Source organism: Hungatella hominis (assembly GCF_014288005.1).
Classification (GTDB): domain Bacteria; phylum Bacillota; class Clostridia; order Lachnospirales; family Lachnospiraceae; genus Hungatella; species Hungatella effluvii.
This window is the reverse complement of sequence record NZ_JACOPB010000001.1, coordinates 211,690-235,203: the sequence shown is the minus strand read 5'-3', so window position 1 is coordinate 235,203 and position 23,514 is coordinate 211,690. Positions and strand designations below refer to the sequence as shown.

18 protein-coding genes and 1 pseudogene are annotated in these 23,514 nt (G+C 48.1%); all 19 read right to left on the bottom strand.

What is annotated here, in order from left to right:
* Position 1 precedes the first annotated feature (1 nt).
* The 19 genes and pseudogenes from H8S75_RS01115 to H8S75_RS01030 all read right to left on the bottom strand — a co-directional run bounded on the left by H8S75_RS01115 (position 2) and on the right by H8S75_RS01030 (position 23,496).
* A complete protein-coding gene (locus H8S75_RS01115; RefSeq protein WP_187018664.1) occupies positions 2-6,304 on the bottom strand; it encodes an InlB B-repeat-containing protein in 6,303 nt (2,100 codons plus the stop codon).
* Positions 6,305-6,320: 16 nt separating this feature from the next.
* Complete coding sequence (locus H8S75_RS01110) at positions 6,321-7,961, bottom strand: PspC-like choline-binding domain-containing protein (RefSeq protein ID WP_187018663.1); 1,641 nt, start codon at positions 7,959-7,961, stop codon at positions 6,321-6,323.
* A gap of 52 nt (positions 7,962-8,013) precedes the next feature.
* Positions 8,014-8,571, bottom strand: a complete 558-nt coding sequence (locus H8S75_RS01105; RefSeq protein WP_187018661.1) for a 3D domain-containing protein — start codon at positions 8,569-8,571, stop codon at positions 8,014-8,016.
* 50 nt (positions 8,572-8,621) lie between these two features.
* Positions 8,622-9,410: a transglutaminase domain-containing protein gene (locus H8S75_RS01100; protein WP_187018659.1), complete on the bottom strand. Its 789-nt coding sequence runs from the start codon at positions 9,408-9,410 to the stop codon at positions 8,622-8,624.
* A 258-nt stretch (positions 9,411-9,668) separates the two neighbouring features.
* Complete coding sequence (locus tag H8S75_RS01095; protein WP_187018658.1) at positions 9,669-10,550, bottom strand: tyrosine-type recombinase/integrase; 882 nt, start codon at positions 10,548-10,550, stop codon at positions 9,669-9,671.
* A gap of 727 nt (positions 10,551-11,277) precedes the next feature.
* On the bottom strand, positions 11,278-11,781 hold the full coding sequence (locus H8S75_RS01090; RefSeq protein ID WP_187018656.1) for a GNAT family N-acetyltransferase: 504 nt from the start codon (positions 11,779-11,781) through the stop codon (positions 11,278-11,280).
* Positions 11,782-11,815: 34 nt separating this feature from the next.
* On the bottom strand, positions 11,816-12,124 hold the full coding sequence (locus tag H8S75_RS01085; protein ID WP_187018654.1) for a DUF1905 domain-containing protein: 309 nt from the start codon (positions 12,122-12,124) through the stop codon (positions 11,816-11,818).
* Between the two features lie 124 nt (positions 12,125-12,248).
* Positions 12,249-12,977 (bottom strand): hypothetical protein, encoded by a 729-nt coding sequence (locus H8S75_RS01080; protein WP_187018652.1) that lies wholly within the window; start codon positions 12,975-12,977, stop codon positions 12,249-12,251.
* A gap of 214 nt (positions 12,978-13,191) precedes the next feature.
* The gene (locus tag H8S75_RS01075) at positions 13,192-14,307 is read right to left on the bottom strand and encodes an RNA-guided endonuclease TnpB family protein (protein ID WP_118090909.1); all 1,116 of its coding nucleotides are present in this window, start codon (positions 14,305-14,307) and stop codon (positions 13,192-13,194) included.
* A gap of 13 nt (positions 14,308-14,320) precedes the next feature.
* Positions 14,321-14,749 carry an IS200/IS605 family transposase gene (gene tnpA / locus H8S75_RS01070; RefSeq protein ID WP_187018650.1) on the bottom strand — a complete coding sequence of 143 codons (429 nt, stop codon included), beginning with the start codon at positions 14,747-14,749 and terminating at the stop codon, positions 14,321-14,323.
* Between the two features lie 839 nt (positions 14,750-15,588).
* Positions 15,589-16,397: pseudogene (locus tag H8S75_RS33540) on the bottom strand (phosphoadenosine phosphosulfate reductase domain-containing protein).
* A 31-nt stretch (positions 16,398-16,428) separates the two neighbouring features.
* Entirely contained in the window at positions 16,429-17,172 is a 744-nt protein-coding gene (locus H8S75_RS01065; protein ID WP_187018648.1) for a DUF5131 family protein, read from the bottom strand.
* A gap of 82 nt (positions 17,173-17,254) precedes the next feature.
* A complete protein-coding gene (locus H8S75_RS01060) occupies positions 17,255-17,890 on the bottom strand; it encodes a CatA-like O-acetyltransferase (RefSeq protein ID WP_187018646.1) in 636 nt (211 codons plus the stop codon).
* Between the two features lie 67 nt (positions 17,891-17,957).
* A complete protein-coding gene (gene mtnN / locus H8S75_RS01055) occupies positions 17,958-18,692 on the bottom strand; it encodes a 5'-methylthioadenosine/S-adenosylhomocysteine nucleosidase (protein ID WP_243270165.1) in 735 nt (244 codons plus the stop codon).
* A 42-nt stretch (positions 18,693-18,734) separates the two neighbouring features.
* Positions 18,735-18,884, bottom strand: coding sequence for a hypothetical protein (locus H8S75_RS01050; protein ID WP_243270146.1), 150 nt, complete (start codon positions 18,882-18,884; stop codon positions 18,735-18,737).
* Between the two features lie 16 nt (positions 18,885-18,900).
* A complete protein-coding gene (locus H8S75_RS01045) occupies positions 18,901-19,284 on the bottom strand; it encodes a hypothetical protein (protein ID WP_243270145.1) in 384 nt (127 codons plus the stop codon).
* A gap of 41 nt (positions 19,285-19,325) precedes the next feature.
* Positions 19,326-21,392, bottom strand: coding sequence for a TolB family protein (locus tag H8S75_RS01040; RefSeq protein ID WP_187018634.1), 2,067 nt, complete (start codon positions 21,390-21,392; stop codon positions 19,326-19,328).
* Complete coding sequence (locus H8S75_RS01035; RefSeq protein WP_187018632.1) at positions 21,368-22,636, bottom strand: ABC transporter permease; 1,269 nt, start codon at positions 22,634-22,636, stop codon at positions 21,368-21,370. The genes H8S75_RS01040 and H8S75_RS01035 overlap by 25 nt, the downstream gene beginning before the upstream one ends.
* Positions 22,630-23,496: an ABC transporter ATP-binding protein gene (locus tag H8S75_RS01030; protein ID WP_349768858.1), complete on the bottom strand. Its 867-nt coding sequence runs from the start codon at positions 23,494-23,496 to the stop codon at positions 22,630-22,632. Before H8S75_RS01030 ends, H8S75_RS01035 begins: the two co-directional genes overlap by 7 nt.
* Positions 23,497-23,514 lie beyond the last annotated feature (18 nt).

Below are 23,514 nucleotides of genomic sequence, written 5' to 3'. Positions count from 1 at the left end.
CCTACTGAATCCACGCACCGTCAGCGTCCGTTGCAAAGCCATCCGGTGTTTTTTCGTTTTTATACATGGAACCCAGCGGCCTTCCTTTTCCTCCGCCAAAATTCCAGTTTTCCTTAGTCGGGTTGTACGTGTATACCCCGGCCCCGGCCGTTTCGAAATAGTACCATTTGTCTCCAATCTTTCGCCAGCCCACAGCCATCATTCCGCCTTCCGGAATCAGGTAATACCAGTTTCCATCTGCAGTGTCGTGGTGCCATCCGGTCTGCATTCTGCCGAATCTGCCTTCTTTTTCCGTGTTGCAGTAATACCAGTTTCCGGCCTTATCCCTGATCCAACCGGTCTGCATGATTCCCTTGTCACTAAAATAGTACCAGCCGGTCCTGTCTGATGGATTGCCGCTTCCGTCCGCGGGATACTTGATCCACGCCCACATTCCGCTTAACCGCATTCCTCCGGTCAGAACGAAGGCCATCTGCCTCTCTTCTCCCTCGGGCGCGCTGACTTCCACCCAGTTTCCGTTGGTTCCAACTACGTAGCTTTTCGGCGTATTTGTGTTAAAAGGATTCTGTTTTGTTCCGTGTCCGCCACCGCCGCCGCCTTTGTTGCCGCCCTTGTTTCCGCCTTCCTGAATCTCGTCGTAATGGTTGTAACGGTCATCCAGGATCTTTTCATACGGCACGGTTTTCTCCTTCAGTTTTTCCAGAGCCGCTTCCAGCTGACCGGCCGTTGCCCTTGGATTCTCATGGTCCAGAATCTCCAGCGCTTCCTCCACTGCGTCTTTCAGCTTTCCGCTCTCTTCCAGCTTCAGGAAGTGGTCATCGCTGATCCGTATGGCCTCCTGGATCGCCTCCTCCAGCTTCTTTCTGATATCGTCCACTTCTTTTACATTATCCTTATAATAGGCGTACACGTACATCTTTCTTCGGATCGCTCCGGAGGGGTCAAACTCCTTAAACCGGTTCTGGTCATAGCTCCATCCTTCATAGCTGTATTCCGCTCCGGTGGGGCTCACAAAGTATTCCACCTGATCCGCCACCTGGCCGTACGCGTCGCTGTAATATATGTCATCCGGCGCCTCCTCGCGGCGGACCTTAAAGGAATAGCGGTACCGGTTCTCAATCGGCAGGACCACGCTGTTTATGAAGAACACGCGGTACGCCCGGTTATATACCATCACATACCGGCTTCCAATATGGGCCGTGAAGGTGAAGAGCCCTCCCGTGGTCTCCGGGTCATAGTCCAAATCAACCAGACTCGCTTCCGTCTCACCGGTAGACGGGTTTTCTGTTATTTCATACAGCTGGTAATCCATCATGTCGATATCGTCTTTTCCCATCTGTATGTAAGTCCGGAAGGAAGCCTCAGGTTCCGGGGTCCCGGCCACCTTTCTTCCATTGACATACCGTTCCGCCAGCACATCCAGTCCCCAGGCGCCCTTATAGGCCTCCTCATGGTTCTGGTCGTAGTAGCCGGAGGCTTTTACCGCATTGGATTCCGACGCTTTGACTGCGTTCTTTCTGTACACGATTTTATACGTCACATCGGCGCGGTTTACATCGATCAGCTCCCGGTCCGCGTTCGTCGTCAGTTCTTCCTCCAGCCTTGGAATCTCATTGGGATCCAGCGCTGTTTCCTTCCGGCTCCCGCCTCTCACCTCATCCACGACCGCAGCGTTGCTCGGTGAGGCGACCGGCTTTTTATAGACTGCGGTCAGCACCACATTGGCGCCAGGCATCGTAAAGCTGGTTTCCCGGGCGGTTGTCTTATCGCCCAGATTTCCGGCGGTTCCGATGGTCGTCTCCCAGTGGGAAAATGGATTTCCCGCACTGTCTGCCGCATCGGCCGTAATCCTGACCCGGTCACCCTTATGGGCTTTCTCGTACCGCTCTTCGCCGACGGTTTCCTCCGCCACCTGCAGGATCTGTCCGTTTACCGCCTCAACGATATATTCAGGCAGTTCCAGTTCTGCGCCCGGATCGGTTGTTATAACGCTTCCTGCCTCTCTCCGGCTCTCCGCCGTAATGTCCGTCTGTCCCACAGGGCGGGCCACCACCGTGTACTCCTGGTTATAATCCAGTCCCGCAAATTCCAGGGAAGCCGGGCTTCCGGCCGGTTTCTTCCAGCCGCCTGCACTCGCGGATGGCACTTCCACCACATGACCATTGCTGTCGAGCACCGCGTATTCCGAATCAGGATCCGAGGGTTTGATCACCAGGCAGGTTTTGCCTTCCTCTTTCTCATCGTAGATAATCTGGTAATTCGTCTCCAGTACAGGTGTCAGCGCCTCTGCCGGCGCGCTTAACGGCTCCGTGATCTCGTCGATCTGACCGCCGGCCTGGACCAGGGTATTCTCATCGGCCTCATAGATCCGGTAATACGCGCCCGGATACAGGTCATCAAACACCACGCGCCCGGACAGCTCATTTCCACGAAGCACCTTAAGGATCTTACCGTCTGTGTCTGTCAGAATATACTGATATCCCTGCGTTGTGTGGAACACGGTGACGCGGCCTTTTCCCTGGCTGTTTAAACCGGCCAGCACTTCCGGCTGGGCCACTTCCGTTCCAAATACATCGGGGTCCGGACGGAAACGGATGGTATACGTCTGCCCGTTTACGAGACCGAGTTCCCCATTTACAGGCGTTGATCCCGCATACCAGCCCACGGTCAGGTAATTTACCTCCGGGGTGTACTGCGGCAGGCTGCCTGTGATGTCTCCCCACTTCTTGTCAAAGGTGGTATGAAGGCTCACCGGTTCTCCCGTATTAATGGTGCCGTGGGCGCCCGCCTCAAAACGGATATCCACCCACTTATCCGGATCTTCTCCGAAATAAGCCGTCAATACCGTATTACCGGTAATATGGTAGTCCTCTCCAAGCAGCGTCTCACCGCCGTCAAGCATTCCATTGTTGTTTGCATCCACAAACCATCCTTCAAAACGGTAATAATTGTTCGCATCGCCTTTCGGCATCAGCTTTTTGTCTGTCAAAGTTTTCAGGGTATAGCCGTTTTCCGCTCCCTGGTCACTTCCGTCATCGATCAGGGCACTGGTCCGGAAGCTGCCGTTTCCAACAGCCTGTACATCCGGAGACATCCCGTCCGCCGCGGATAGCGTTCCGCCGGCTCCTGCGCGGTAGGTAATGTCCGCCCAAAGGGATGCGGTACGGCTATGGCTGTATTTCACGGTCACACTGTCATTCGGCATGGTTCCCGTAAAATCATTTCCGCTCCAGCTGATCTTATTGGTCACCGGGCTGATGGCCCTGGCCGCCAGGCTGTAGCCGTAAGGCTGTTGGTATTCCATTCCGCCCTGCGCACAGGCAAGTCCTACCGGTTCTTCCGCCTGATGCATGTGGCGCAGCGGTTCCCTGATATTTTTCAGTCTGTCATCCTGTGTCTGGTTGTCCACATATTCCACGGTCAGGGGATAGCCTTCTTCTGTCGGTTCATAAATATAGGTAATGGTGACCGGCTGATTCGGCATCACGCCCTGGTACTGGAAGCTCCCGTCAAATGCACCGGTGAGGGCGCTGACCAGATTTCCATCGGCATCGTCTGCCGTATCCCCGGCGTCAATCCGTGCCTCCACACACTGATACCCGTATTTCGTCACCGGACCGGCGGTAATCGCCTCCTCCGGATAGCGGCCGCTGGTCTGGTCGGCCGAGACGACGGCTCCTCCCACAGTCTGATGGCGTACCGTAAGCTGCGACTGCGCGGCCGTATTGCCGTAGTCCACCCGGTAGCGGTAACGCACCGTGGCATCCTGCCCCGGCATCTTTCCTTCAAACTGCCCGCTTGATCCGTTAAACGTACCAATCGGGACGCTGGACCCGTTAAAGTTATACGTCTCCGGCGTCGTTCCTGAGTCTCCCAGGTTCCATACGTAGCCGTGTATCGTTTTCTTCTGTGCCTGGATCGGCGTTTCCACACTGTATGCACTTTCCGAAGTATTGGTCTGGAATACAATCGATCCGTTCTGATTGGAGTATTCCACAGTATAGTTAAATTTCACATTGGGGTCCGATTCAAAAATCGCGTAATACGTAATCGGTGTATCCGGAAATACTGCCGGCAGTTCCGTAATAAAGCTCGGGTTATTCCAGTCATTTACCGTACTCCAGCCGCGGAACCGATATCCATATCGGCTGACACTGGGCAGAAGTGCGTTGACACTGTTGCCGGCCATTCCTGTCAGGGAAGGCGGTATCGGCGTTCCGCCGTTTGCCTCGAAATTAATGCTGGAATCCACCTTTCTGTACTCGTAGTCAATCGTCACATCCTGGTTCGGCATGGTTCCTGTTACTTTTCCAAAATCACTTCCCGGTGTGAGCTGAGCCTGAAGCGAGGTAAATGCCCCCTGATCAATGGTCACGCCTTCTAATTCATATCCTGTCACTTGCGGCGGCGCGGCAATCTCTACCGCCTCACCCGATCCACGGGTAATCGCCGGTATCGCAGGCGCTCCTGCAATGCCGCCGCCTGTGTTTACATCTTTGACGAAGGATGTAATCTGATAGCCATTTTTCTTCAATACCGTGTTTCTGTCATGGTTTGCTCCCGCTCCCTGTAAATTGGCCGTGCCGGTGGTTATGTAGAGTCCGGTTCCGTCACTGCCTGCTCCATCTGCGAAAAAGTTATCCACAAACGGACTGGGCGATATATTCACCGCGCTTCCCGTCAGCGGCACAGCTATCTTTACTTCCTGATTGGCCTGTGTAGAAAGGCCACCGGCCGATGCTTCCGGCAGCTGGGCGGTCGTCACGCCGATGCTCGTGGTATCCAAGTCGCTCTCTACCGTCATGTATTTGCCGGCGGCCAGATAGACATTGGCCTTTGCGCCGCCCTCATTCGTATTGTCCTCAATCACGATCCGGTTCTGTACTGTAAATTTTCCCGTGCTTTCAAAATTCACGGCTCCCCGGTCCTTTGTGACATTACCGGTAATCGTTCCGAAATTCATCTCCAGGTTTACGCTTCCGCCTGCCTGAATGGCGCTTCCCACACCGGGTGCGGATACCTTGTTGTTCTGCAGCACCGCCCCGCTCATCACACCGATCGTTCCGGTGTTTCCGGTTAGGATCGGAGCGGTATTGCCTGCTGCCCCGGCCTTGCTGCCGTCCAGCACAAGATTGCTGAAACGCATGGTGCCTCCGTTGGTAGCAAACATCGCTCCCGACACCAGGCTGGAACTTCTGTGCAGTGTGATGATATCGTCGATCGGCGTTCCTGAGCGGTTGTAATCTGAGCTCATAAACGTGATATTGGCGCCTGACGGAATGTTGACCGTTGACGTCAGTTCGCCGTAATCCTGTATATAGATATAGCCTACATTGCTGCCAATCTTATTAATTGCGGCTTCAATCGTCTGCAACGGTGTATCGTAAGCGCCTACATTGCTGTTGTTTCCGTGGGCGGCCGATACATAGTAGGACGGCCCTTTTGCTCCAAACGCCACCCGGCGGACTGCCGTCTCATACGGACGGAGCGGGATAGTCCAGGAATAGGTAAGCCCCGAATCCTGATTCGAAACGCTGTGCGGTCCATCCGTAAAGTAATAATTATACCTGGCGCTGTACTGTCCTACCCATTTCGTCGTAGGCTCTGTCACCCCCAGACTGCTGTCATTGTAGATACAGTCAAAGGTCTGCTGCGTCTGTTCATTGACCATGTGAAACCCACGGCTATTGGCTTCCAGAGTGGAGGCGTCCGCCGGGTCTCCCGCGCCCGCGCCGCTTCTTCCACCCACCTGTACGTCCGTACCGCTGGCCAGCTGAATCGGGTTATCCGCATTGGTTTTGTTATATACAATGTAGTCCACCAAAATCCATTTCTGATCCAGACTGGGGTAGACCTTCATCTGTACTTCAACCCCCAGGTCGTCAAACGTCTGCACTCCGCCGTTGGTTGATATGGCTACATTCTTTCTTCCTCCTGTGCCGCCCTGTTTCTGTATCACTGTTTCATATCCCTGGTGGGCATACGTGGTGATAACGGATTTCAACCGGTCTCCCGTGTAGGGATTATCAGAACCGATTAAAGCAGCATTTTCGATGCCTTCTATGTCAAATTTTCCGGCCGATCCCTGATTCCACTTATAAGCGGTCGTCAATCCGCCGCCATTGGTCTTCATCCCCTGTGCAGGCTGAAGCTCTGTGCCCGCGGCCCAGGCTGTCATGGCCGTGCCCGGTACCGACGGCAAAAGGGTCAGGGTGACTGCCAGCAGCAGTGCGGTGCCCCTCTTTACGTTCCGAAGCAGCCTTCCCATAACTGCCGGCAATCTGCCTTTTCGAAATCCATTCATTGTCTCCAACCTCTTTCTACTCAAAATTCAATCGTTCCTCGGCGGGCAGCTGATCCAGAACCGGCTCCGAATCGTATCCGGCAATGAGACCTCCGGAATACTTATCGTCCTTATCGTTCCCGTCGTAGTGGTAAAATCCCTCGCCTTCCTCGCCGTTATGCCACTTCGGCTTTGAGCTGTCGTCTGTCCTGGCGGCGAAACGCCCGTTCAGGATGATCAGCCAGCCTCCATCCCTGTCTCTTACAATCTTCTTCTGTCCGGATACCACATTTCCCCTGGTATCGACTACCCGGTAAATGTCCTCGTCCTCCTGAACGACACCATACCCGTACTCTTTATCCGCTTCCAGTTTCAGGCCATTAATATAGAAGGCATTTTTCCATTTGCGAATCTTATTCCGGTTGCCGTAAGCGATGCCGCTGCTTCCAAATCCAAAGGTAAAGACTCCATCGGACAGCTCCACCTTTATATCCCCGCCAGTCTGCATGGAACCGTCATTCAGTTCATCCGGCGCGAACAGGTACAAATCCGCCTTTTCCAATCCGTAAAGGTCTCCGTTTTTAAAATCTTCAGAAGTCCAGTCATCCGTGTCATACTGGGCTACAAAAGTATCTTTTCCATCAAACAGAACGAATCCCGTACGCATTCTTCCGAGTCCGTCAAACGCGTAATTTCTGCCGTTGACCTTCCTGATCCGGTTCCGGTAAACCTCTCCGTCCTGATCGGTATACCACCAGCTGTATTCCCCGTTGCTGTAATCCTGTTCGTCAAGATTTTCGGAGGGGCACATCCAGAACCAGGTGTTTCGCAGCAGGCGCCCGCCGTCATAGCCTGCAAAGTATTTTGCAGATTCCGAGCTGGTGGGATTGCTTCTGTCCGCATCGCTGACGCTGGCTACCCGGCTCCACCACGGCAGCATAATTCCGTATTCATCGAAACCATAGGTTGCGCCGTTAATCACCTTCTGCTTCACCCTGTCTCCGCTGCTTTTTATCCGTTTAAAGTTGTTGTCAAAATACAGCCACAGCTCTTTATACTCGGTGTAATCCCGTCCCGTTACGCTGCTTTCCAATTCATCGGCGGCCCCCACCTCCATGGAACCGTAATCGAGCCAGGTGCTGCTCCACAGCGCTCCATCTTCACCGGCGTAGTATACGCCCTCTGTTAATGGACTCTCATCCTCTGTCAGAGGGCGGCCTTCCTCATTCAGCCATCCGGTGAGCATTTTTCCGCTCTCATCAAACACGTATGTTTTTCCGCCTATCTCACGTTTAAAACCGCCGTCTCTCCGGTATGCCTTTCCATTGCTGCCAAAATAGTACCAGCCTTCCTCATAACCTTCCTGCCGTTTTCCATCTGACCAGACCCAGCTGCCCTGAACGCGTCTTCCATCTGCGTCCACGTAATACAGGCCGTTGTCCCGGTCAATAAAACTGTCCTTTACCATCTGTCCGGCCGAATCCAGGTAAAACCAGGCTTCCTTTGACTGCTTCCATACATCAGTCACCGGCTGGTCCTGGTCATCTAAATACCTCCATTCTCCGCCGGCACTCTCCCAGCCCTCCACCGCATATGCAATTCCGGTCTGAGTTTCCGAAAGGAGTATGGCAGCCGTGACAAGTACAACCGCCGTCAATGCAATCTTCCTTTTTTTCATCCTGTTATCCTTCCAATTTCATTTGTTTATCTATGTAAACCCTCGAAAGGGATTATTTTAAATACACATCCTTTTTCTGCCGCCCGAACTCGACTGCCTCCTCGTGGGAGGAGAAAAAGATATCAAGGCTCCTGTCTTTTATCGCCTGTCCAATGTCCTCCGCCCTGTAGGTTACCCCTTCGATCTCGAGGTAACTCCCCAGCGGGATCACCTGCGGATCCACCGCTATGGTATAGCCTGACTTCGGGACGGTCTCCATCTTTGTCAGCTTTATGTCCTTTTTCCCGCAGCAGATATCACAGCTGCAGTAGCCGGTGATCTCGAATTCTCCGAGGTATGTGGGAGGTGCAGGAATGGCGGCGGCCTCAGAGGTGCTCTGGGCGGGCTCCTTCATGGCTGCAGGCGGAGGTCCCGAACCTACGGGAGTCTCCTCCTCGGACACGGTGATGACGAGGGGCGGTACCAGAATTTCCTTCGGTTCCAGCGCCCCTTCGGAAACGAAGGAATATCCCGCTGTCAGGACAGCCGCCACCGTGCTCATCACAGTCACAAGCTTCATCATCCGTCTTTGAACCCGCCGCCGTCTCTCCGCTTTTCTGAATTCGGTCATCCTGCGGCACTTTCGGTTCGAGGTTGTTCCACGGCATGTCCCGTGTCCGGTCACAGCGTTTCGTGCATGGAATCTCTCTCCATCTCTTCTTCCGGGATCAGCTTCCACCTGTGTTCGCCCAGGCTCTTGTCCCATGTAATATCGCAATATTTCCACCCCCCATCAATCCATACCCGATTCCACGCGTGATTCCCCTGATAAACCGGTTCGCAGGTCAAGCCCGCCATTCTGCACAGCGCCAGGTATGTGGAAACGTAGCCCCAGCATACAGACTGTCCCTTCATCACAGCATCATAAATCGTTTTATTTTGCATGGCCGCATCATAGTCCACATTTTCGTATACCCAATCGTAAAAAAATGCCGCCTTCTCTCCATCTGATAGTCCAAAACCGCCGGCTGCGGTCTCTTCCAGCTTTGCAGCTACCTGCCTGTGCTGACTGACGGCCTCCTGGATATCATCACACCACGCATAAATGGTGACGCCCTCCGCGTCCCTTCCTGCCGCAAGCCGTATTTCCTGTTTCCCCCAATATACGTACCGGTAAAAATAACGGCCAAATGAAACGGCCTCTTCCACCGTATCAAAAGTAATTCCTGTATTTTTCCCCTCGGCTGCCCCCTGATCTTCACTCAGCTTACGGATCAATGCTTCTCCAAGAGTTTCATAGACTGGAATCCTGCTTCCCATCACCCGGTTATCTTTTCCTTCCGTTTCAGGATTCACCCCGGAAGTCTCCACCCGCGCCGGCAGCTCCATTCCATACACCGGCATACAGGGGCGAAAACAAATCAACAGCAATAAAATCAAAAGGGCGCACGGTTCTCTGATTTTCCTCATCCTTCGTTCTCCGTCCCGGTTTACAACCGAATATCTCTTTTGTTGTAAAATATTGGAAGAAGAAGGAAAAAAAAATCGTTTCTGCGGATAAAACCGCAGAAACGATCAAAAAATTGCATGATTATAAGACAGATCGAAATTTTTAATTTGTTCGGTCTGCTTTTTGTGTCGAAAAACAAAAATTAATGTAGGAAAATATAGATTTTAAAATTAATATGTAGTATAATCAGGTTGAATTCTTATTTTTATTTCTATATTTTACAACAAAAGAGATAGTCGGTTGTATGATGTAACCAACAGCCCTAATTTCTCCAACTGCTGTCTGTGTCTGTTTCCGCTCTCCATCGTATAGATCCGCGTCGTGTTAATATCCTGATGTCCCAGAATATCCGCTAATTTTGACAGATCCTTCTCTGCCTCATAGTACGTCCTTGCAAATAAGTGCCTTAAGTTATGCGGGAATATCTTGTCGCGTTCTACGCATGCCGCTGCGCCCAGTGCCTTCATCTCCCTCCATATATTGCTGCGGTCCAGCGCCTTTCCGTTTCTGGTTCTGAATATTGCCCCCTCTGTGATTCCTTTTCTCATCGCATACTGCTGCAGAATGATGCACAAATTTTTGGTCAAAAGGACGGTTCTCACTCTCCCCTTACACTCCACCTCCGCTCTGCCTCTCTGAACCGCCTCCACTGAGATATAGGCAAGCTCCGATATTCTGATTCCGCTGGCACAGATGGTCTGAATCACAAGCGCCAGTCTCTCGTTGCCCTTTTGGGCCGCCGCCTCGACCAGTCTCACATACTCTTCCTTAGACAGCTCCCGGCTCTCCTGGCAGAAAGAAGCCTTTCCGATTTTTAAAAAGCGCACCATACAGTCCTTCCAGTTGCAAAACTGAAAGAGGCCATTTAACGCCGTCAGCGCGCCGTTTACAGAGATTGGCGCGTAATGTCCCCTCAAATATTTCTTCCATATTAATACCCGTTCTTTTGTCACTGGCCTCCAATCCAGATATTTCATAAACTGGATCAGGTGATACCGGTATTTTTGAATGGTCTTCTCACTTTTTTCACAGCCCACAAGCCACGCGCAATAATTGTCAATCAGTTGTATCGTAATAAGCTGTTTTCCTATTTTCCTCATGATGTCCTCCGATTATGGTCTCCGATAATGATTATTGATGTCTTCGTTATTTTACCCGAATAAAAAAAAGGCATTCAAATATCCATTGCGCCCGGATATTTAAACACCTGATTTCCTTCCATCCGCTTTTATTGGATATTATACTTCGTCCTCGCAATTCCGGGTTTTGGCACAATTCAATTCTTCCGCTAAAAGGGTAAATGGAATCTTCCCGCTCTCGTGATCTTGTTTATGAACAGGAATATTATTAAGTTTTCCAGTCTCATCATCATATTTCAAGATGGCTGCTGTTCTGTGAAATTCTTTCATCGCTCTAATCTGCCAGAGGAAATGGTTTCCTTCCTATGTGAACAAAAAAAACAGGATACATTCCTGTTTCCTGAATATGGTATTACCAGCTGCAGTATTATACACCCCCTATAAGCATGCCCGGCGCCTTGACGGCGCAGCGCGGCATGGTATTGTATGTCTGGCTAGAGCATACTCAGCATAGCATATTCTGATGGGGGATGCAAGGCTGGGATTTCGGCTAGATAGCGGAGGCCTGTAAACTAGTTACCGTTCACTCCCCACCAGGGGCACCGCAGTCCGGTGGGGAGTGAACGGTAACGTAAACTACTAATCTTTTCTTATCGGATCGATCTCCCTGCACACTTCGCGCATGTGTTCCAGGAGTGGACGGTTCCTTTGCTTCGGACTGAGATTATGCATTTTACAGTCTGAAACTTTACACACACGAATCGGTGCAAAAACGGTATTGAACTTCCCGCAGATCTCTTCCTCCAATGCTGTCATTTAAGTAGCGATTGGTTGGTGTAAAACCAGCTTTTTCGTAAAAGCTTCTTGCTCTATAATTTTCTTCCAGTACCCATAAAAATATGTCACGGTAACCAAGACGTATTAATCCCTCTACCGCAGCATTAAGCAAATGCTTTCCATACCCGTTCCCCATGTACTCAGGTAACAAATATAGTGATACAATCTCTCCGAATTCCTTAAATTCCGGAAATCTGGACTTACAAAAACTGGTTGTGCCGATAAAAATATCATTTTGAATCATGACAATCGTATTCATTTCTGCCTGATCAAAATTGGCGGCCCACCGGCCTGTTGGAATACTATCCAAATATGCCTGTGGTATTATACCTTTATATGCATATCTCCAACTTTCCTCATAAATTTGGCTGAGTGCAAACCGATTATCGGATGGTTTCATGAGTCTGATTTTCATAGCAATATTCCCACATACTTTGAGCATTGATAAGTTATGTGAATTCCTCCCGTTTACTTTCTCTTACCCTCGTTTCAAAAGATATTTCAATCTCCATACCCAGAGTAATCTTCTCTTTTGAACGCACTTTCGCGGGCAGCGCGATAATATGCGTTTCATCCCCTTTCGGCATTAACGATGTCGGCCAACTTGTATTACCAGCTTTAGCAGTAACCGCAATAAAACCAAACCGGTGACCACCAAGCAATTCAAGCGGTTTGCTGATTTTCGTTGGAACAGAAACATAGTACCAGCCTCCCTGCATTTCAAAACGTTCGACTAGTGCGGTAAATGTATGTTTCATTCTTACCTCCGTTTAAATTATGAACAGGCTATCTTTATGGATGGATTCGTGATTGTTTGTGTATTTATTTGTTTTTACTTATATTCGTTTATGCTTTTATTCATTTATTCATTTATTCATTTATTCATTTATTCATTTTCATCTTTTCACTTTCATAGAACTTTAAAAACTCCGCCCGGTCTTTCGCAAATACTTCTTCCAGTTCATATGACAATATAAAGGGGTCGTAATCGCTAAAAACATTTGGTATGTATTGATATATCTTATCCGCAATCCCCACAACGTGCTCGATATCAACTCCTACCATATTGAAAATTTTCTTTTCTGTAAAAATTAACAGCTGTACACGGAAAGAACCTCCCTTTTGACCAACCTGGGCAACGATCCAGTAGATTTTATCACGAGGAATTACCGTTATCTTATTTTTATTCCCGCAAAGCAGCAGATAAGAAGGCGTCAGTACGATTTTCTCTCCATGTGGCTTTTTCCCCTCCGCGAATTCATAAATGTATTCCTCTACCTGTATCTTTCCCTCTGAGGCCTCCTGATCAATAAGCTCCGCCACTGCCTCCTTTGTATTTTCACCATAAGGAATAATTAGATTTTTACCATTCGTGACTGCTCGTCTTGTTTTAAAAAATCCCACGATTACCGCAAGCAGCATGATCCCTGAACCAATAACCAGATAAAAAAGCACTTCTCTGCTGGAAGGATCACTCAAATCAAAGGAATCCTTTAAAAGAAAATAAAGGACAGCAATGATACAGACGTATGCAAAGAACAATCTAAAAAGTGTTTTCCTTGCAGCCTCATTTACTCGTTTTGATTCTTGTTCTAAAAAACCTTGTTTCATACTGTTTATCTCCTGTTCTTTACATTTTTATGGTGAAATTCAGTTTCAACTTTCATTAATGAGTCTGTTTTAAATAAGTGAACATACTCATGTATAAATACACGAGCTTCCTGTTTCAGCGCCAATTGCCCTTCTATTAACAGGTCTTATGCCAGCTCCACAGGCGTTGATTATTCTGTTCGGACCGTCCCGGCCCTACAGTCTATGATTACTTCTATGCTGCCTTTAGATATATCTCATACCCTCTGTTTCTGATATTAATCGCAGCATTTAAATCTCTGTCCATGCTCATTCCACAGTTACACTCATAACGGCGGACCGATAACGGCATCATCTTGACCGCACCGCAACGGCTACAGGTCTTCGAGGATGCATACCACTTTTCGATGCGGATCAGACGCTTTCCTCTCTCCTCCAGTTTGTACTTTAGCATCGTAAGAAATGATCCATACCCGTTATCCATGGTCGCTTTTCCGTTCCCGAACCCTCTGTTTGCCAGCGCCCTCAAGCTTAAGTCTTCCACACACACTAAATCGTACCGATTGGCTATCTCAGTTGATTTTTTGTGCAGATAATCTTTTCTCTGATTGGCTGCCTTTTTTGCAATACGGGCAATTTTCTTCTGCTGTTTCCGGTAATTTACTGACTGCAGCTGCTTCGCTTTCAGCTTCCTCTGCGCCTTTGTCAGCTTCTTCTGGTTCTTTCTATAATAATGAGGCATGCCACAGCACCTGCCATCTGAGTCCATATACAATCCGTCCGATTTATAGTCCAGTCCAATCACCTGCTCTGGATTAACTGCCTGCGGCATAATCGCAGCCTCATACTCGTAAAGGACTGACACATAATAACTGCCGTCACTTTCCCTTGATACCGTGGCCTGTTTCAGACGCCAGTCTTCCGGTGCCCTTCTGTGCACAACTGCCCCCACCTTCCCAAGCTTTGGCAGCTTGATCTCACCAGCCAGTACGGCAATATTTCCATTCGTATAGTTCGTAGTGTAGGACATACGGCTGTGATGCCTGCTCTTGAATCTGGGATAACCACCCTGTCTCCTGAAAAATCTCTGGTACGCCGAATCCAGCGCATAGATGGCATTCGTCAGGGCAAATTTATCCACTTGTTTTAGCCATGGCTGCTCCTGTTTGAGAATTCGGTTGCAGTCGTTATTGCAGGCAGTCTTATTCCTGTATGCCTTGCCCTGCTGATAGTTCTCCGACTGCAGGGCAAGATAATGATTATAAACAAACCGGCAGCTTCCAAATGTATCCGTCAAAAGCTGTTCCTGCTCTGCAGTCGGATAGACACGATACTTATAAGCCCTGTTCATCCTCTTTCCCCTGTTACCGTTCTTTTTGGGAATCAATATAGTGTTTCACCTGTTCATGGCTTCTGTCACTGACAGTCACTGCGCAGTAAGATGGATTCCAGAGATGGCCTCCCCACAACTGTTTCTTTAATTCCGGATGGTCTAAGAACAGCCTTCTGGCCAGGTTTCCCTTCATGATTTTGACCATGTCTGATATCATGAACTGTGGGCGGCAGTCCAGGAGCAGATGAATGTGATCCGGCATAACCTCCATCGCCAGGATCTGAAAAGAATACTGGTCCGCCAGTTCTGTCAGCATATCCTTACATTGAATATCGATTCCATCTGTTAATACCTTCTTCCGATATTTGGTACACCAGATAAGATGGTACTGTAAAGAATATACATATCCGCGACCATATGTTAATTTTGTTTTCTCTGATATTTCATATACTTTTTCCATAAATCAATTATACCATATGTGCATGAATTGTGCAATAAAGTTTCGAATGTATGTTCTGTTTTTGTATAGAAAAATGTCTGACTATTTCAAGTACTATTTAAGATGATTTACTATGTTACAGTCAGGAAACTGACAATGGATTTTTTTAGAGCCGTGCCGACAGACACATATATTTACATGCTGCAAAAGTGAATCCGGAACAAACCCAGCCGGTTAACTCACGATTTAAATCACGAGAATGCACCGGTAAAATTTTCAAAATAGCATAGCAGGGCTGAAAAACCGATTGTTCTAGCCCAAATCATTAAAATTCAGAGTTTTAAAAATCTCTATTGATTTTTATGTCAATAAATTTTTTTCTTATAACTTCTACAGCCTGATAATATCCCTCATTGATTTTATTTTAAGCAAAACATTATCCTTGAGTGCACACTTTAGAAAAAGATATTACTATATTTTGGGGTATTATCTCCACATCTACATGTCTCGAGTGTATAAAAATGATGTCCACAGGACAGAATTGGCCCCGGGCGGACACGCTGTCCTCCCTGCCAGATCCGAGTGTATGACTGATTCTTTCATCCCACTCTTCCCCTGCATTAGAATTATATCATAGATTTATAGATTTGAAGATACCTTTCGTATCTCAGACTAAGAAATGCATTGCTGGCAAAATTAGTGCCAATAATAAAACCCTCAGAACCTTCTCTAAAGACTTTATTCTTAGCAGTAATTACTAAACCCAGTCAAAACTTTCTATGTATCCACCGGAGCTTGACTTGCTATTCTAAACTACTGTTACTCCGATGGGCTGACACTGCAGCTCCTATTATCTTTTTCTATGTTTCATTTTCAATTTTCCACTCCGGCATATCAAACAAACTCATCTGCCCCTCGATGGTCTCTTCCTCCATCCACCACGAAAAAACCTCCTCCTCCGTCTTCTACTTCATCTTTCCTCCGCCAGCATGGATAGCGTCCAACATCTTCCCAAAGGATCTTATATACGCCCTCTGGTAGGTTGGGTATAGGCGAAACTCTGTCCAACGGTTCTGCCCTGTCATGGGACATCCCAAACAGCCGACTCAGTAGAATCCCATATCATAAAGCGGATTAAGCGCCAAGCTCTCGCTGCGTATATATTCTCACACATCTGAGTCCCGCCAGTCCACAATCGGATTGCAGATTCTTTTCCCTTTTAATGTGCAACTCTCAAACAACATGCGCTGCTCATCATTGTCATTATTCAGGATGATCTTCTTACTGGGATCCGATACAAAATTTTCAAAAACACCTCGAATATTTTTCGCTTTACACTCTCCGCCCATCGCACACCGGTAGTAATAAAGCGATCCTGGCAGGAGTTCTCTTTACAAATTTGGCAGCAATATCTCTAAAGCCTTGTCGGTCGGAATTTTTTCATAGGGATCAGAAACCACATGGTGACTCTCTGACCTTTGTAGATTGGATAATTCACACAACAGGTGATCCCCTCCAGTTCCAACTTCCGGAAAATATCTCTCACATAGTAAATGGTCTGAGGTGCATCTGCTGTTATCAGGTTATGATGAATCTAAAATGGTATTCCAGCACGTTTTACAATTTCCCTACATACTGCGCTGTCTTTCCCTCCACTGTCTGTTATCATTTACGGCCCCTGAGTTGCAAGCCTGTATCTCTTATTTAATTATATTATTTCTTTCGTATCTGTAATTCACCCCAGCTTTTTCCGCTTGGTTCATCTGGTCTTTCCGCTCAATCTGATAGACACGGTTTCCTTTTTTGAATTTAGCGCCTGTCTGTTTGAACCAGAAAGGAACATCATACTCCACACATTGCTGCATGGTATCTAGGATCCATGCGTAATCACAAATCCTGGCCTCTGGGCCGGACTCCCCACCACAGGTAACCTGTTCAATCAATCCGGTTGCCAGATACCTGCGAATTTCTATCCGTTCCAGCATCGGTTCATGAATGAGCGTCCGGTGTTTGATTGGCAAATCCAGAAAGACAGGGAGTCGATAGTCAGCCCTATTCTGATTCTCGCACGTACAGCAGATTGTTACATTGTCATATCCTATTCCCCAGTCTTTTGGAAGCCCCCCCTGGAAGCGCTGGATTCGTTTTGTAATGATCACAAAGTGCAGATCACCTCTCTCCTGGATCATCTTCCATGTATCGGGCCGCCATTCATCCGCTTCTTCTACAAAGAAATCCGAGGTCATACAAGTATACACGGCTCCCTCATCCGGCTGTAATTTATATATTCCTTTTCGATTCCGCTTGACCGGCAGATCGAAACTGGATGTTCTGGCTATGATGCTGCTGTCTTTTCCAAATTCAGCGTCTCTGCGGTATACATAGCAGTTCAGACAGCCCGGGCTAATTCTCCTGCATCCATGCCATGGGTTCCAGGTTGCCATAATATCACATCCTTTTCTAAAGACTTTATGATATAGTTCAAAATCTGCTGTCCTAAGAACATTTTTCTGTTTTATAAAACGCTTACATTAAATTCAATTCTTCCTGCAATTTTTCAAAGAACAAAGCTACATGATATCCGTCTGCAATCGCATGAGATATTTGTATCGTCAATGGCAATACGAAACATCCATCTATTTTTTCGTACTTACCAAAGGTAATCATCTTTGCAACCTTGTTTTCCATTGTTTTTGAATTTGAAGAAAAATGCTCAAAATGCAGCCATGGTATACACGAAACATTAAATATATTTTCAGGTAAAGTTCCTTGCGGAACTATCGTGGTAGAATTTGCATATTCCTCTACGGTCTTTCGATATTGTTCATTATACTCAACACAAGTTTCCTGCATATCTGCATAAAGTATAAAAAATAATTTGCTGTTTTTATTCATCGAAGAGAATGTGGGCACTATCTTATCCCATTTAATCAAGTTACCCTCTAATACGTCATATTTAAAATTTTCAATAGTGTTTATCGCTTTATAGAGCTGGTACAACATAACTGCCTGAAAATTAAGGCTATCATTTATACACCTTTCAATCATTTTCGTGACATCTATTTTTGCGGTAAACTCAATCGTAGTTCCTACGCCCATAAAATAATAAAAGTAATCTGCTCTGTCAAATTTTTGCATATCTATTAATTCATACTTTTCCATATCGCTCCTCTTAAGATCCCGTTATCCACCTAATTAAGTTTCCTCACCAACAAGACAATTTCTCATTTTAACCTCTAAGTTCGTTTAATAAAGCCACTGTAATATTCTTTGCAATCATCGAGGCTTTGGCGCAGTTTTCTTCAAAATTACATATTCCTCTACACACATCGGTGTCAGTAACGCATCGAATTGAAATGAATGGTATCCCGTTTACATAGCATACATGGGCAATACTTGCAGTTTCCATATCTACTGTAAAAGGCGCATATTCGTCATTAATCTTCTGCCGTCCCTCATCAGTTATAAATGACTCTCCTGTTACCATTCGTCCCCAAAATACGTTTCCTGCTGGCTCTATCTTTTTGACAGCGGCTTTTGATCGTTCTATCAATTCACGGTCTGCTTCAAAAAACACTGTTTTCATCCATGGGTGAAATTCGGTTAAAATATCCGGTGCAACATCATGATAGCAGACTTCTGTAGAAATTACCGTGTCAAACAGTTCGAGGTTGGGATTCATTCCACCTGCCGTTCCTGAATTAATAATTAAATTGGTTCCAAATACATCGATCAGAATTTGTGACGCTATTGCAGCATTTACCTTGCATACTCCAGAGTACAGAGCGACAATTTCTATGCCCTGAATCTCTCCTTCATAGAACTTCAGCATGGCTCTTTCGGTTATTTTGCAATTATTAATTACAGGTAAAAAAGGAGCTAACTCTTCATCACCTGCGCATACAATTCCAACCCTAATTCCTGGCACTTCCCGTTTTTCCATATCTTTAAAATGAATCAGCATTTTCAAACCTCTCTCTTTCTGGCTTCATTATCATTTACTGCATTATTCTTTTGTTTCATCACTCTCATGAAACACCATCAGGTATTCCTGTTCCCCAGTTACTTTCTCTGTCATGCTGTTTTCAACGTAGAATCCTTCCGCCTTATAGAATGCCACGGCGCCTGCATTCACATACACCTCTGCATTTGGCAAAACAGAGCAGACTGTCTCATAATGCTGTCTCCAATACTCCTCTTTCTACTGCTATTATACAGGAGCTGATATGAGATCGCAATACATTTTCAGAACATTTGTTCTTTTTCGTATTTAACTCCGTTTTTATGAACAGATTGTCATTATTATCTGTATCCCAGAATCCAATATAGATCTCACCCTTTTCCGTCTGAATAGGCCGGTAAAACAGTTCTTCTCCCCAGCCGCTGTCTGCCATCGCCTTCCACTCTTCCATCACAATCTGGTTCAACGCCCTAAATGTGAGCCGCGGTGGCAGAAACTGATCCAATTCCCAGATATTGATGTGATAATCTGTTACCTCATCAACGTCATATGTTCTGCACTTCTCCTCAAGGGCTTCCAGCTGTTTCTCCATCATCGGGAAATAAAAACAGATCTTTTCAAGCTTGTAGGTCCTTTCTAAAAACCAGACTCAGCCGCCGACATCTCATCTGCTTCCTCTTCATTGATGCAATACGCCTTTCTGTCAAGCCGGCCTGTGTAAACAATTGATTTTCCTTCCACCTCAAACTGCAAAACAGGCTGGTCGGTAAGCGGGTAAGCCGTCCCATCCGCTCTGTCCATCACATAAAGCCGGTATTCATCCGCACGGTTGATGTAGAGGAATCGGTGATCTGTCAAAAAGAAAAATTCTGTAATCAGGCCGGGAATGACGCCGGTTTCTCCGGTCTGAACATCATAGGCTGCCACCTCAAGCCGGTCCGTGGTGTAATAAATCTTCTGCCCGTCGAAAGCCAGACTCCCCTTCACGGGGCAGGGGCCTTCAATCGTGTCCATACGCCCGGTAAGCAAATCCATGGTTCGGATATCGTTTCCCAGGAGATAAAGCATATTGCCGCTGAGGAAGAACGCCCAAACGTCTTCCAGAAAAGCCTGTGTACCCTGCCGGGCCGCAGCATCAAACAGGGTGTTGATTCCGCTGCCCAAAAAGACCTGCTCAAACGAGCTTTGGACGTCCTCGTATACAATACGTTCCTGAAACGTCTCCAAGTCCACTTGTATGAGCAGGATCCGTTCAATCCATTCATACCGGCCGGATTTGTTGTAGTCATTGCGGAAATAGTAGACATATCTCCCATTGCCATAGATGCACCGCCCTATGGTTGACGACAGCAGCAGCGGATCACGCACAAGCCGGTCCCGCCGCCCGGTCCCCTTATCCTCGAAGAGAAGGGTTTCTGCGGTTTCATCAAACCAGACAATGTAACGTTCATTTTCAAATCTGCTGCGGTGCGCCGCATTGTAAATATCATACCCCGCGTCGCTACGGTGCCCGTCTGCACACCCTGTCATGTTTATAAGCAGCAACAGGGACAGCACAGCCACGGCTCCCCGTCCTTTACCCCCCTTCCCGCCATGATTCCATGCGGCAGAGTTCCTTCGGAATATCACATAGAGCATGACTGCCAGAAGAAACAGTGCAGCGCCAGTGAGAAGTATAATCACCTCTCCTGTGATTTCGCAGAATAACACGCTTTCCTGCCGGGGCAAAGGATCTGCCGCCCTCCCGGCGCCACGCAGAAATCCGGTCCCCAGCAGAAAGGCCAGCGGGCCTGGCAGGAAGCACCGGGCTGTTTCATTTTGAATGGCATAATACGGAAGTAACAGCAAGGCAGAGGACATAATCAGGGTCAGTGCATACTTTTGAATCAGAACGGACAGAAACAGGATCAGCGCTGTAAAAAGCAGGCTCCCAAACCACCGGCTTGCGGCCATCCACAGGAAGGCTTTGGTAAGCGTCAGCGCTTTGTACGTGCCGGAATAGCATGGGAGGCTTTGCAGCGGATAGTCTCCATGCGGCAGTCCATACCGCACCCCGTAGAAAGCGTACTCCAGCGTACTGTTCAGCAGACTAAGGATTGTCACCACACCTGCCGCAAGCAGCAGCTTGATCATCGTCAGCCGTCTTCCCCCCTTCTGTGTTGTCAGGTTCAGTACATCCATACTGCACTGGTATTCATAACAGAGCATGGGGGTAATGATGAGCAGGAGCAGACTCACAAACATGACGTCCAGCCTGCCCTTCGCCAGCAGACCGTTCCAGCCGTTGTCATAGAGCAGATACCGGCGCTCCGGGTCTTCCCTGGCATAGATAAACTGATCATACAGCAGCTGGAAGCCATGTTTGTGTTCCAGCCTCTCCTCATAGGGGGCCGCCTGCACCAGCAATTCCTCCCGGGTAAGATTTCCGTCATAGAAGCTGTTATAAAGTTTTGGAAGCTCCACTCCAGCTTCTGCAATCTTCTGAGAAATTTCATCTAAAAAGGCGGCAGTATCCCTGGTTACCGGACCTTCGACTTTCGATAAGTAAAAACGATAGTCCTCCCTGTAAAGCTCCAGATCGCGATTGGCCGGTGAATCCAGCAAAACCAGGGAACCAAGCCGGAACAGGAAAAACAGCGTAATCAGCAGCAGGCCCCGGCGTTTCATAAGCATTTTCTTTAATTCAAATGTAAAAAGTTCCATGGCACTCCACTACCTTTCCCCAGTCTCCCACCGTTACCCAGCCAACCACTTTTCCCGGCCGCATTCTTTCCTGCAAATACGCTTATGGCCAGCATAAGCAGCGCGCACCACACAGCGCCGATGAGAAGCGTCACCTGATAAGTCAGTACCGGAATGCCAAAGAAGTTTACAAACTCTGTTACCCGGAAGACCGTCCGGCACTGAAGGAGTGTAAACGGGTTGCATATTTTCAAAATTAAATGGCTGGAGGCGGAATACCGTCCGAAGAACCATGCCAGTGCAAAGATTGCCAGCAGCCCCAATACATGGGGAAACAGCGCACTTCGGAAAAACCGGGAGAGAAACAGGAAAATTAGTCCTGCAATGACCGCTCCCAGTATTTTAACCGCCGTTGAAACCACGGCATATTCTGCAAGCGGCATCCCCACAGCAGACTGTTCAAAATTTTCAAGAGCATAGACCGGCAAAGAGCCGCCGTCGAAGGTACCATAAATAGCCGCAAATCCAAAAAAATCTGTGAGTATAAACCAGAGACTCACAACTGATACAAACAAAGTGGAGGCAATCAGCTTTGCCATCGTTGTTCTCCTGCCTCCCTGTCTTGTTGTCAGCAGCAGATATTCCATCCCGCTCTCCTTTTCTGATACAAAAACGCCGGCAAGTGCGTATAGACTCAGGAGCAGTACCAGCAGGATGGAGAAATCATAATGGACGAATGAATGATAAAGGCCGGTGAACTCGAACTCCCTGACGTTCCGGTTTTCATACAGCCCGGCGATGATCTGGTTTTTCCTGTACTCATAGTCGTTTCCAACATCAGAGTAGAACAAAAGATTGGACCGGGCAGACCGGGTGATCTCACTCGCCTGCATCTGATAGGTATAGAGATACTCCATGGGCTTTACAAAGTTCCAGTTCAAAAAATAGTAGTCACTGTAAATATTCCCTGTATAGGTATCCGGATCGTCCATCGCAGTGCTTGCCGTCCGGTCATCGATCCTTGCTTCAACAGGCCGGTAAAGCGAGAGAAGGCTGCTGATCTTCTCTTCCGTCATCTCCCCTTTAAACTGCCTGTAAAATGCAGGATAGAGCTCTTTCCACCGGGGAAACTCGTCAAAGTTGGAATCGTCCCGATAGGTTCCATAAATTGAAACCAGGTTCACGAGGGTAAAGGCCATCAGGAGAAGCAGAATTGACTTTTTTAAGAAGCATTTTTTTATTTCATAGCCGATTAGCTTTACCATGTCTCGCTTCCTCCCGCATAATAGAGGAATACGTCCTCCAGATTGGGCTGCAGCTGCACCGCGTCAACTGAGGGCTGCCTGTCGCTGATGATCCGCAGCCTGACTGTCGTCTCCTCCCGCAGGATGTTGCTCACCCTGTACTGCTTTAAAAAGGCTTCGGCATTCCCGTCATCTGCTTTTACCTGCCATACTTTGCCCTCCATATCCCGGATTAAATGGGCAGGCGAATCCTGCCGAAGCAGGCGGCCGTCCTTCATCATCATCACCTGGTTGGCAATAGACTCCACATCGGATACGATATGGGTAGCCAGGATCACAATTCGCCCGGCGGCAAACTTACCGATGAGATTGCGAAAACGGATGCGCTCCTGGGGATCTAAACCGGCAGTGGGTTCGTCAAGCACCAGAATGGAGGGATCGCCCAGCATGGCCTGGACGATGCCGACGCGCTGGCGCATTCCGCCGGAGAGCGCCCCTATCTTTTTTTCAGCCTGATCAGTGAGATTGACAATTTTCAGCAGCTCCTCCGCCCTTTTTTCACCTGCCCTGGAATCAATGCCCTTGAGCGCCGCCATATAGCGCAGGAACTCCATCACGGTGAAATCCTTATAAAACTGGGTGGTCTGGGGTAAAAAGCCAATATGGGAATAAAATGACGCGCCCAGGCTTCCCGCTTCTTTGCCGTCGATCAGCACCTGGCCGCCATCCGCCCGCAGGATACCGGCAAAGATACTGAGCAGCGTGGTTTTCCCCGCCCCGTTGACCCCCATCAAACCATATACGCCGTTTTCAAGTTCCGCTGAAAAATCCCGCAGGGCATATTTGTCTTTATACCGCTTGGTCAGTCCTCGCATTGTCACAATCAAAACACAGCCGCC

What these genes read in the sequence shown, in the direction of transcription:
- tnpA (WP_187018650.1), bottom strand. Translation starts at nt 14,749, where the DNA reads ATGGAAAAAGTATATGAAATATCAGAGAAAACAAAATTAACATATGGT.
- H8S75_RS01040 (WP_187018634.1), bottom strand. Translation starts at nt 21,392, where the DNA reads ATGGAACTTTTTACATTTGAATTAAAGAAAATGCTTATGAAACGCCGG.
- H8S75_RS01100 (WP_187018659.1), bottom strand. Translation starts at nt 9,410, where the DNA reads ATGAGGAAAATCAGAGAACCGTGCGCCCTTTTGATTTTATTGCTGTTG.
- H8S75_RS01110 (WP_187018663.1), bottom strand. Translation starts at nt 7,961, where the DNA reads ATGAAAAAAAGGAAGATTGCATTGACGGCGGTTGTACTTGTCACGGCT.
- H8S75_RS01075 (WP_118090909.1), bottom strand. Translation starts at nt 14,307, where the DNA reads ATGAACAGGGCTTATAAGTATCGTGTCTATCCGACTGCAGAGCAGGAA.
- H8S75_RS01115 (WP_187018664.1), bottom strand. Translation starts at nt 6,304, where the DNA reads ATGAATGGATTTCGAAAAGGCAGATTGCCGGCAGTTATGGGAAGGCTG.
- H8S75_RS01095 (WP_187018658.1), bottom strand. Translation starts at nt 10,550, where the DNA reads ATGAGGAAAATAGGAAAACAGCTTATTACGATACAACTGATTGACAAT.
- H8S75_RS01105 (WP_187018661.1), bottom strand. Translation starts at nt 8,571, where the DNA reads ATGACCGAATTCAGAAAAGCGGAGAGACGGCGGCGGGTTCAAAGACGG.
- H8S75_RS01060 (WP_187018646.1), bottom strand. Translation starts at nt 17,890, where the DNA reads ATGGAAAAGTATGAATTAATAGATATGCAAAAATTTGACAGAGCAGAT.
- H8S75_RS01085 (WP_187018654.1), bottom strand. Translation starts at nt 12,124, where the DNA reads ATGAAACATACATTTACCGCACTAGTCGAACGTTTTGAAATGCAGGGA.
- H8S75_RS01090 (WP_187018656.1), bottom strand. Translation starts at nt 11,781, where the DNA reads ATGAAAATCAGACTCATGAAACCATCCGATAATCGGTTTGCACTCAGC.
- H8S75_RS01045 (WP_243270145.1), bottom strand. Translation starts at nt 19,284, where the DNA reads ATGATGGAGAAACAGCTGGAAGCCCTTGAGGAGAAGTGCAGAACATAT.
- H8S75_RS01080 (WP_187018652.1), bottom strand. Translation starts at nt 12,977, where the DNA reads ATGAAACAAGGTTTTTTAGAACAAGAATCAAAACGAGTAAATGAGGCT.
- mtnN (WP_243270165.1), bottom strand. Translation starts at nt 18,692, where the DNA reads ATGCTGATTCATTTTAAAGATATGGAAAAACGGGAAGTGCCAGGAATT.
- H8S75_RS01065 (WP_187018648.1), bottom strand. Translation starts at nt 17,172, where the DNA reads ATGGCAACCTGGAACCCATGGCATGGATGCAGGAGAATTAGCCCGGGC.
- H8S75_RS01035 (WP_187018632.1), bottom strand. Translation starts at nt 22,636, where the DNA reads ATGGTAAAGCTAATCGGCTATGAAATAAAAAAATGCTTCTTAAAAAAG.